Source organism: Bradyrhizobium sp. UFLA05-89, assembly GCF_059803475.1.
Window position 1 is genome coordinate 1 of the sequence record NZ_JBANBA010000198.1, and the last position, 8,231, is coordinate 8,231.

At 57.3% G+C, this 8,231-nt stretch carries 10 protein-coding genes; 6 read left to right on the forward strand and 4 right to left on the reverse strand.

From position 1 onward, the window contains the following. Window positions 1-628: type II toxin-antitoxin system HipA family toxin (locus SO139_RS44775; RefSeq protein ID WP_498542039.1), on the forward strand; the 628-nt coding region annotated here is incomplete at its 5' end. A 1,378-nt stretch (window positions 629-2,006) separates the two neighbouring features. Here SO139_RS44775 and SO139_RS44780 read toward each other — a convergent pair. Beyond that, window positions 2,007-2,216: a hypothetical protein gene (locus SO139_RS44780; RefSeq protein WP_449380730.1), complete on the reverse strand. Its 210-nt coding sequence runs from the start codon at window positions 2,214-2,216 to the stop codon at window positions 2,007-2,009. 551 nt (window positions 2,217-2,767) lie between these two features. Between SO139_RS44780 and SO139_RS44785 the strand changes: the two genes are divergently transcribed. From SO139_RS44785 to SO139_RS44800, 4 genes are all read left to right on the forward strand, one after another. After that, window positions 2,768-3,442 carry a MerR family transcriptional regulator gene (locus SO139_RS44785; protein ID WP_449380729.1) on the forward strand — a complete coding sequence of 225 codons (675 nt, stop codon included), beginning with the start codon at window positions 2,768-2,770 and terminating at the stop codon, window positions 3,440-3,442. Continuing rightward, window positions 3,417-3,911: a nucleotidyl transferase AbiEii/AbiGii toxin family protein gene (locus SO139_RS44790; protein WP_498542040.1), complete on the forward strand. Its 495-nt coding sequence runs from the start codon at window positions 3,417-3,419 to the stop codon at window positions 3,909-3,911. The genes SO139_RS44785 and SO139_RS44790 overlap by 26 nt, the downstream gene beginning before the upstream one ends. Window positions 3,912-4,124: 213 nt before the next feature. Next, entirely contained in the window at window positions 4,125-4,415 is a 291-nt protein-coding gene (locus SO139_RS44795) for a type II toxin-antitoxin system TacA family antitoxin (RefSeq protein WP_449380727.1), read from the forward strand. Further along, a complete protein-coding gene (locus SO139_RS44800; protein ID WP_449380726.1) occupies window positions 4,412-4,798 on the forward strand; it encodes a hypothetical protein in 387 nt (128 codons plus the stop codon). The genes SO139_RS44795 and SO139_RS44800 overlap by 4 nt, the downstream gene beginning before the upstream one ends. Here the strand turns inward: SO139_RS44800 and SO139_RS44805 are convergent. From SO139_RS44805 to SO139_RS44815, 3 genes are read right to left on the reverse strand one after another with little or no spacing between them, the layout of a single operon-like run. Further along, complete coding sequence (locus SO139_RS44805; protein WP_449380725.1) at window positions 4,768-5,238, reverse strand: hypothetical protein; 471 nt, start codon at window positions 5,236-5,238, stop codon at window positions 4,768-4,770. The two genes, SO139_RS44800 and SO139_RS44805, sit on opposite strands and share 31 nt — an antisense overlap. Next, window positions 5,211-6,140, reverse strand: coding sequence for an FAD-dependent monooxygenase (locus tag SO139_RS44810; RefSeq protein WP_498542041.1), 930 nt, complete (start codon window positions 6,138-6,140; stop codon window positions 5,211-5,213). Before SO139_RS44810 ends, SO139_RS44805 begins: the two co-directional genes overlap by 28 nt. After that, complete coding sequence (locus SO139_RS44815; RefSeq protein WP_498542042.1) at window positions 6,035-6,883, reverse strand: FAD-dependent monooxygenase; 849 nt, start codon at window positions 6,881-6,883, stop codon at window positions 6,035-6,037. The genes SO139_RS44810 and SO139_RS44815 overlap by 106 nt, the downstream gene beginning before the upstream one ends. On the opposite strand from SO139_RS44815, the gene SO139_RS44820 reads away from it, so the two are divergent. Then, window positions 6,882-7,790, forward strand: a complete 909-nt coding sequence (locus tag SO139_RS44820) for a LysR family transcriptional regulator (protein WP_498542043.1) — start codon at window positions 6,882-6,884, stop codon at window positions 7,788-7,790. The genes SO139_RS44815 and SO139_RS44820 overlap by 2 nt on opposite strands. The last annotated feature ends 441 nt before the right edge of the window (window positions 7,791-8,231 follow it).

Here is an 8,231-nt window from a genome sequence, read left to right on the forward strand (position 1 = left end):
GACACAGCCGCTCGGCCGCATCGCCGCTGACGCCAATACATCGGATTACTGCCGCCCTTTTTCAACGGAATCGGCCAATGGCGGATGGGAGCGCCGCGCCATGGTGTCAGCACTGACCCTGCTTGGGCTCGACGAAATGATGGGGCGCTACGCAAGCTATGAAGATCTTGCCACCATCATCCGCCACCGGTTCACTTCGCCCAAGGAGACGCTACGTGAGTTGTACGGCCGGATGGTGTTCAACATCCTTTGCGGCAACACGGACGATCATGCCCGCAATCACGCGGCGTTCTGGAACGGAAAAGATCTTATGCTGACGCCTGCCTACGACATCTGTCCACAAATCAGGACGGTCGGAGAAACAACGCAGGCGATGCTTATTGTTGGCAATCACCGCACGAGCCAAATTTCCGTTTGCCTTGAAGCGGCTCCCTTGTTTCTGCTCAACAAGATTGATGCCGTCGAACTGATCGCTCGCCAAATCAAGACAATCAAGAGGACCTGGAACGAGGTATGCGACGCCGCATCGCTGACGGAGGTCGACCGCAATTTCCTCTGGGGGCGCCAATTCCTTAATGCGTTCGCGTTCGTCAATGCTCCAGCGGTTCTCGCCGAACTTTCCAACTGAAGCCCGTCTTCATCGCCGAGGGCGCGACCCATCCCATGCGCGCGCCGGAGCCCACAGCACCGGCACGGCCGCATCGTGACATTTGTCGAGCATAATTTGACCGCCGAGCCAGCTCGTTAGCAATCAAGCCGTCGAAAAATACAGAACGGCATTTCCAGGGCCTTTCTGCGCAGTTGGCACGGACTCTTGAGTTTCTCTCTTTGCGGGAGGGGCTGAGCAGCATCTCTGACTGATCTTCTCATTTGAAAGGAGATAGCAATGAGGACGGCGCTTGTGCTGAGGCACGAAACTCTTTCCGAAGAGCCTGCGCGGCGCGTGGCGGTCGCCGATTCGTCAATGGACGGCGAAGAACTTTGGGCTCTCACCGGAAGGGGTTTCGGCGTCGGCTTGGTCGTGGGCCTCGGCTACGGAATTGTCTTGGGCCATCGGGCAGGCAGTTTGCTCCCCTGACTGTGGCTTGCCGCCGAGGCTTGGAGATTCTCTGGATCATGCTATTCAGCGCGGGACTTCGACCCCGGGCTTTGCGACATCAATTCAGGAGGGTGGCTAGGATTTTGGGAGCTTCGGCCGTAATTGCTTGAGCCGCCGAGCGACAGCGTTTTCGCTTCTCTCGAGAAGGATGGAAATCCGTTTCGGTACCTCGTTGTTTGCGGCGAGTTGGAGCAGACGTTTGTCCTCTTCCTTGCTCCATCGCCGAGACCCATTCCTAGGCATGCTTCATTCTGGCTATCTGTTCCACGAGTGGCGGCTCTTAGGATGAAACTCTCTGGATCACGACCACGTCGTACATTCTTACACCGAACCTTGTATCCTTGTGGGGCATCACCCTGTATTCGTCATTAGCGTATGCGATCGCAAATAGAGCGACACGTTGAAATCGGCCTGCTGCATCCACGCTCTTGTCGATGGGCATAATGCTGAACGACTCGGTACTGCTGTTCCGAACGTTATGAAGAGGCGATCCTTTTCTCAGCTCACAAAAGAAGTCCATAGACGACTCGCATTGCGCTTCGAGACTTAGTTCTAGACAAGGTTCCGAGCCGAAGATGTCGCGCCGCTCGGCCTTTTCGGCGAGTTCTGAATCTGTCGCTGGTGTCGAACTGTCACGGTTCCAGAGTTCTATCGCCTTATGTGGCGAGCGGCACGGTCTGGTCGCGACTATCATTCCGTACGGCTCGCACGCCTCGCAGAGAAGGCGCCAGGTGCTGGTGTTGTCCTGGACGAGAAATGGACGGCCACAACAAACTGGGCAATCGAGCACGTCTGGATCAAGAACCTCGACTTTGATCGACCTCGCGCCGATACAATCAACCATCATTCACTCACCTTCGCTGTGGCGGCTCCATCGGATGAGCGGCGACGCCAGTAGGACCGCTGTCTAAGCACCCCAGTCTGCGCCGTGAAGGCAAGTCATCTTGCGATGAGCCCATTTGATGAAAACGCGCTCGACGCAAAAGCCAGCACTGAATGAAGCGACAAGCGCAAGGGTGCAGGCGAGATAGGTATTTGCAAACTCCCAAGTGATTTGTGCGGCGACGACTACCACGAACGTTCCTACCATGGCGGCATTGCGAACACTCTTCATCATTCTGGTTCCCAGCTAACCGTGCAAGTCTATATCATGCAACCATGGCGATAATGAGCATAGTTGAACGCCATGCGCCGTCTTTCTGCTCGATAGGCCTTAGGCTAAGCTTCCCGCGATCATCCGGCATGCGCAGATTTGGTTCTCGACCTCCGGGCGCTTATTTGTCACGTCGTGCTGCCGACGCGCAGCGCGCCGGCGGCTTTCCACGATCACCCGTTCTCTAGGCCGCGCCGCCGATCGCCCGGGGTTGGGTCAGTAATTTTGGGATCGGCAGCGAGCCCCTCCCGTGGTCTCCGCCTTCATGCGAGCGCACTTCGGGCCCTGTGCACGCGTTAAGAGATTACCGTGCCTGGCCACGACCATCGGACGCAGGACGACAGCTGACCCAACAATTATCCCCTCGAACCAGCCCAACGGAAGCCCTTTTCACCCGATATTACCTCGATACAACAATGACTTGCTGAGATAACCAAGCACCGACCAAAAAATCGGGTACAGGTTGAAAATCGAACCATTTTCAGTTATTTCAGTTGAGCGAATGGAGGCTCGCTGTGGCGCCTGCACAAACGAAAGTCGAAAGGATTGGCCAGGCGGCGCGACGAGACGCTGAGGCCGTGGCGCGGCAGCTTGGCAAATTTGCTCGCAAGCAATCCGCTGATCTGAAGGTCGACGGTGTGATGCTCAAACTGCTGCGCCAGCTTACTGAGCTGACCTTGAAGCATTCTGGAGTTGCCATTGTTCCGATCGACAGAGAGCTCTCGCCAGGGGATGCGGGTAAGATTTTGGGCATTTCGCGCCCCATGGTGGTCCGTAAGATGGAGGCCGGAGAGCTTCCCTTCCGCTACGAGGGCAAGCATCGCCGATGCAAGCTCGAAGACGTGCTCAAGATAAAAGCGTCCGAAGAGATGGGCCATTCGGTGCGACAATCGATTCCTGACCGAGAGGTGGACGAGTTGGTTCTAAGCACTACCAATGCACCTTACAAGAAAGTCATATCGGCGGCTCAACTCGCAAAGCACCTTGCGTCGAGCGGCACTGGGTCATGGCATGTCCATGTAGCGACGTTCTTTACGGACGTTCGACCGGAGCTTATTTTGAAATTTGCCGCGATACACGGTGTTTCCAAGTCGGACCTTGTGAAGACCTATCGAGCAGTGAAGGCTGCGACTGGAGAGGCAAGCCCACGTCTGGAGGCGGTTCTTGAGCAACTGGCGCCAGCTGCTTAGTCGGACCATCGTGGGACTAAAGGAACTCAAGCAGCAGGGTCAGGCTGTTCCCGAATGGATTTTGGGTGGCGGCACCGCTCTGATGCTGCATGCTAATCATCGACTCAGCAAAGACATCGATGCATTTATCGACGATCCGCAATATCTCGGCGTCATGTCACCAAGAGTAACTGAGGTTTGGAATTGTCAGACGTGGGACGAAGCCGCGCACTATTTGAAGCTGATCTACGCAGAAGGTGAGGTTGACTTCATCGTGAGTGCCCCGCTCTCACGCCTCGGTACGGATATATTCGAGGTCGACCTCACCGACCTGCCGGCTCTTGATGTCTGCCCAAATCGGTTCAAAAGCGGGATGCAAACCTCGCGCCGCCAACATGAGTATCCGGTCGCGATGCATCGGCCCCCTTGGTTTTCGACCACTGATGCCGACAAGACGAAATCCTTGGGCAACCTGGCGCTCGTGACCTGATGGTTGCGTTTGCAGGAAATCGCGACTTGATGCTGACTGCTGCTGCGGAATCGCTCGCGGCAAATAATCATCAAGGGCCCAGCCCAGCGCTTTCGTCTGAGTTCGGAGGCGGCTATAGCTTATTTATATCTACCTATGTTCAATTCTCGGAAAGCTCCATTTGTCGTGACATTGTCTGGCGAAGGGTGATATCGTTGGCTTTAGAGGTGGAAAATGGTTCAACGCACCAACCGAACAGAAAAGCTTGATTTACGGCTGAGCCGGGCAGCAAAGCAGACTTTGCAGGCAGCGGCGACGGCCCAACGCAAATCCGTCAGCGAATTTGTGCTTGAGACCGCGCTGAGTGAAGCCGAGGAGCGGCTTGCCGATCGTCGTGTCTTCACGCTTGGTGGCAAGAAGTGGGATGCCTATATCGCCGCTCTCGATGCGCCTCCCCGCCGGCATTCGCGCCTCGAACGTCTCTTTCGTGAACCGTCTGTCTTCGATGCGAAAAGCGAGCCGTGAAGGATTCGCTCCGTATCGAGAAGCTGGATCGCACCCACGCTGTTGAGCCATTCACCTGCAGGCAACCCGAGCTTGATCGTTTTTTGATCCGGCATGCTCTTCAGGCCCAACAATCTAACTCGTCGCAGACCTACGTTGCGTTAGCCGGCCAGGACGTCATCGGCTTCTATACTATCGTCGCCGGCGAGGCGCTTGCCGCTTGCGACGTCGTCATCGGCGAGGATGTCTCCCTCAAGCCTGCTCTCGCCCTGCCCTGGAGCATCTACCAGGAAACAGTCGATTCCTTGCAGACAGAGCGCTTCGGCCATCGACCGATAGGCCGTGGACCAGCCGCTCATACCCCCGAACACAATCACGCTTGCAGGGGTTCGCTCCGCTCCTGAACCGCTCGAAAGTGCCATCCAAACAGCGACCCCTGCCGGTATGACACCTCCACCTTCGTCGCCGGATATTTTGACAGCGCAGCAAAGCGCGCGAAGCACTGGGTCATCCGGCGATAGAGCTCCCGCTTTCGCTCGCCATCCGTATTAAAGGCCATTTGAGCAAAGATTATGCTCACGGCAGCGGCGTGCCAGCTTTCGCGGGCAAGCGCTACGTCACTGGTTGCCTCAGCAAGGCGTTGCTCCTCTTGCGCCATCTCCGCAAGCACGAGGTCCCAGGCCCTCCCCTCGCGCACCCGCTGATGTGCGAGCTGTGCCTTCTCGCGCGTCATGCCATAGTCGACCATGCGCGAGAGCGACATCGCCCGGCACAGGGCCTCGATTTCTTTGGCCTGTTCTTCAGATATGGTCATGTTCACGCTGCCAATGCCGTTGTGCGCCACGACAGTTTCTGCTGGAGATTTTCCACAAGGTCGGCGACGTCCTTCAGCCCGGCGGCAAAGCCAAACAGATTGGTGTCCGGACGGATGAGCATCGCGGCAGCGTTCTTTTCGGCCAGATAGGACGAATAGGTTCCATCGATATCGAGCAAGCGTTCGACGCCGGCGCCGGCATCGTCGGCGAGCGTCAATGCGCGGCAGCCGAGGCTCCTAAGAAAGCCCATCCGCGATGGACCAAGAATAGCCGCTGGATTGTGTTCAGCAATCAGCGCGAAACTGTAACCGACGAGGTCGTCGAGCCTTGCAACTCGATCGCCGATCCTGACCCGCCCCTGCGGCGGCACCGAGCCCACCGCCTTTCCCCGGGCGCCGCGACGGTCATCCTGAATGATGCCGGCAGAAAGGGAAGGAAATGGCGGCGGCGGCGGGACCAGGTTGAACCGGAAAGCCAGGTCACGGAAGAACGCTACCGTGCGGCTATGTGTATTGGCGATTTTCCCCAACATCACCGCCGTACGCATGATGTGCGCGACATGCGGACGGCGCTCGGGCTCGTAGCTCTCAAGGATTTCCGGTGATGCGACATTCCGGAGCACAAGATCGAGTTTCCAGGCGAAATTCGTGGCGTCCCTGATACCGGAGCAAGCGCCCTGCCCGAGATAGGGCGGCATGGTATGTGCGGCGTCACCTCCCAAGAGCACTGGCCCGCTGCGCCAGCTTCGCGCCATCCGGCATTCGAAGGTGTAGACGATCTGCCTGATGATCCGAAGGTCGTCCGGGCCGACATCGTGATACTTTTTCAAGATTCTCCACGCGCGCTCCGCCCGCTCCATCTCGACGGTGTCCTCGTCCGGCAGCAGCGCAAATTCAAACCGCTGACGATTTGTGCCGATCGGCAGGAACATGTGGCCTCGTGCCGGATCGCAATACTGCTTTGTTTCCTCGAAGCTTGGAGGAAGCGGCCCCGTGCGCTCCCCGTCGATATTGAGCCGCGCTCGTTGAAGCGGGAATCGTCGCGTTCGATCCCGAGCGCGGACCTGACGAAGCTCTTGGCGCCATCGGCTGCAAAGACGTAGCGCGCGTGCGCGGTTTCAGCGACGTCGCCTGCTTTTAGCGAGAGTTCGACGCTTCCGGCTGATATTTTCAAGCCGGTGAGCTTCACCCCTTGGCGTACCTTGACGTTCGGCAAGCTGCGCATCTTGCGGTCGATCGCCGCCTCGATATCGGGCTGATGAATCGAGATATGCGCAGGAAATCCCATCGGTAGGCTGGGGATGTCGACGACATCGACCAGCCGCTTTCCTTTTGCATTATAGAAAATGTAGGATTCGATCGGCGATGAATCCCTAAGCGCCTCCTCGATGTCGCATGCGAAGCTGAGCAGCCTCGCGGTCTCTCCATCGATATGCGTCAATCGCGGAAGACCATAAAGAGACGGCCATCGTTCGACGACCAGGACGCGGTGGCCGAGCTGCCCCAGGAGCGATGCCGCGGTCAGGCCCGTCGGTCCATAGCCGATAACGGCCACATCGAAGTCGGTCTGAGCCATGAATGTCCTCCCCGTATTTTTTGCAGCTTGTGATACCGTGAGGCATGGGTACAATCGATTGTGTTTATGAGCCATATCTATTCGTGGATGCCTCATCATGCGCTTCAAAGGTCTCGACCTGAACCTCCTTGTCGCGCTCAACGCGCTGATGACCGAGCGCAGCCTCACTGCGGCGGCGCGCAGCATCCATTTGAGCCAACCGGCGATGAGCGCGGCGGTCGCCAGATTGCGTGCCTATTTCCGCGACGATCTCTTCACGATGCGCGGCCGCGAACTGGTTCCGACGCCGCTTGCCGAAACGCTGGCTGCGCCGACCCGCGAAGCGTTGCTGCACATCCAGCTTTCCGTGACCGAGGGTGATACGTTCGACGCGGCCAAATCGAACCGCCGCTTCCGGATCATTCTGTCTGATTTCATGACTTTGGTGTTCTTTCGGACGGTGATCGCGCGTGTTGCGCGCGAGGCCCCCGGCATCACATTCGAGCTGATTCCGTTTGACGACCAACCGGACGAGCCACTTCAGCGCGGCGAGGTTGATTTCCTGATCTTTCCGGAAATGTACATGTCAGACGTGCACCCCAAGGCAAAGCTGTTTGACGAGACGCTGGTGTGCGTGGGCTGTCACACGAACAAGCAGCTTTCACGCAGGCTCACCTTCGAGCAGTACATGTCGATGGGACACGTTGCGGCGCAGTTCGGACGAACGCTCAAGCCTTCGATCGAGGCATGGCTCCTGCTCGAGCATGATCACAAGCGGCGTATCGAGGTTTCGGTGCCGAGCTTCAGCATGATCCCTCCGCTACTGCTGGGCACCGAACGGATCGCGACCATGCATTCACGGCTGGCGCGACATTTCGGGGCGACGATGCGGCTGCGGATCGTTGATCTTCCACTGCCGCTTCCAGCCTTCACCGAAGCCGTGCAATGGCCGGCGCTTCACAACAATGATCAGGCAAGCATCTGGATGCGCGAGATCATGTTACAGGAGGCGTCCCGCATCGCATGAGGCCACACGACATCGCAAGCATAGCTAAACTTTGATTGGAGAGCCGAACATTTCGTCTCCAATCTTCGCGCCAATCCATCCGAAAAGGTTACCAAAACAATGTCAGCTTTCTACGATCGGCTTTGATTTGTCGCATCAAGCAACCTGGGCGACTTTCGCAATCGGCCTGAGGCTGCGATCATCGGCCGTTTGTGAAAAAGGACTAATACTTAAAGCGTGCAGTCCAAGTTCCTTGGCTTGATTCTATTGGACAACTTCCAAGGTGGGAAGCGGGAGCGCCGGCATTTTGAGACCTAGCACCAAAACGTCTGAGGACGACCGGGCTTCATTAGTTATCGGCCGTTACTTCTTCATGTCCATCTGGAGTCGTTTGTGAAGAACGTTTCTGAGCACCGTTTTTACGCAAGGTGTGGTTGCGATAGGCGGCGACAGAGTATCCAT

What these genes read in the sequence shown, in the direction of transcription:
- SO139_RS44780 (WP_449380730.1), bottom strand. Translation starts at nt 2,216, where the DNA reads ATGATGAAGAGTGTTCGCAATGCCGCCATGGTAGGAACGTTCGTGGTA.
- SO139_RS44795 (WP_449380727.1), top strand. Translation starts at nt 4,125, where the DNA reads ATGGTTCAACGCACCAACCGAACAGAAAAGCTTGATTTACGGCTGAGC.
- SO139_RS44810 (WP_498542041.1), bottom strand. Translation starts at nt 6,140, where the DNA reads ATGTTCCTGCCGATCGGCACAAATCGTCAGCGGTTTGAATTTGCGCTG.
- SO139_RS44820 (WP_498542043.1), top strand. Translation starts at nt 6,882, where the DNA reads ATGCGCTTCAAAGGTCTCGACCTGAACCTCCTTGTCGCGCTCAACGCG.
- SO139_RS44815 (WP_498542042.1), bottom strand. Translation starts at nt 6,883, where the DNA reads ATGATGAGGCATCCACGAATAGATATGGCTCATAAACACAATCGATTG.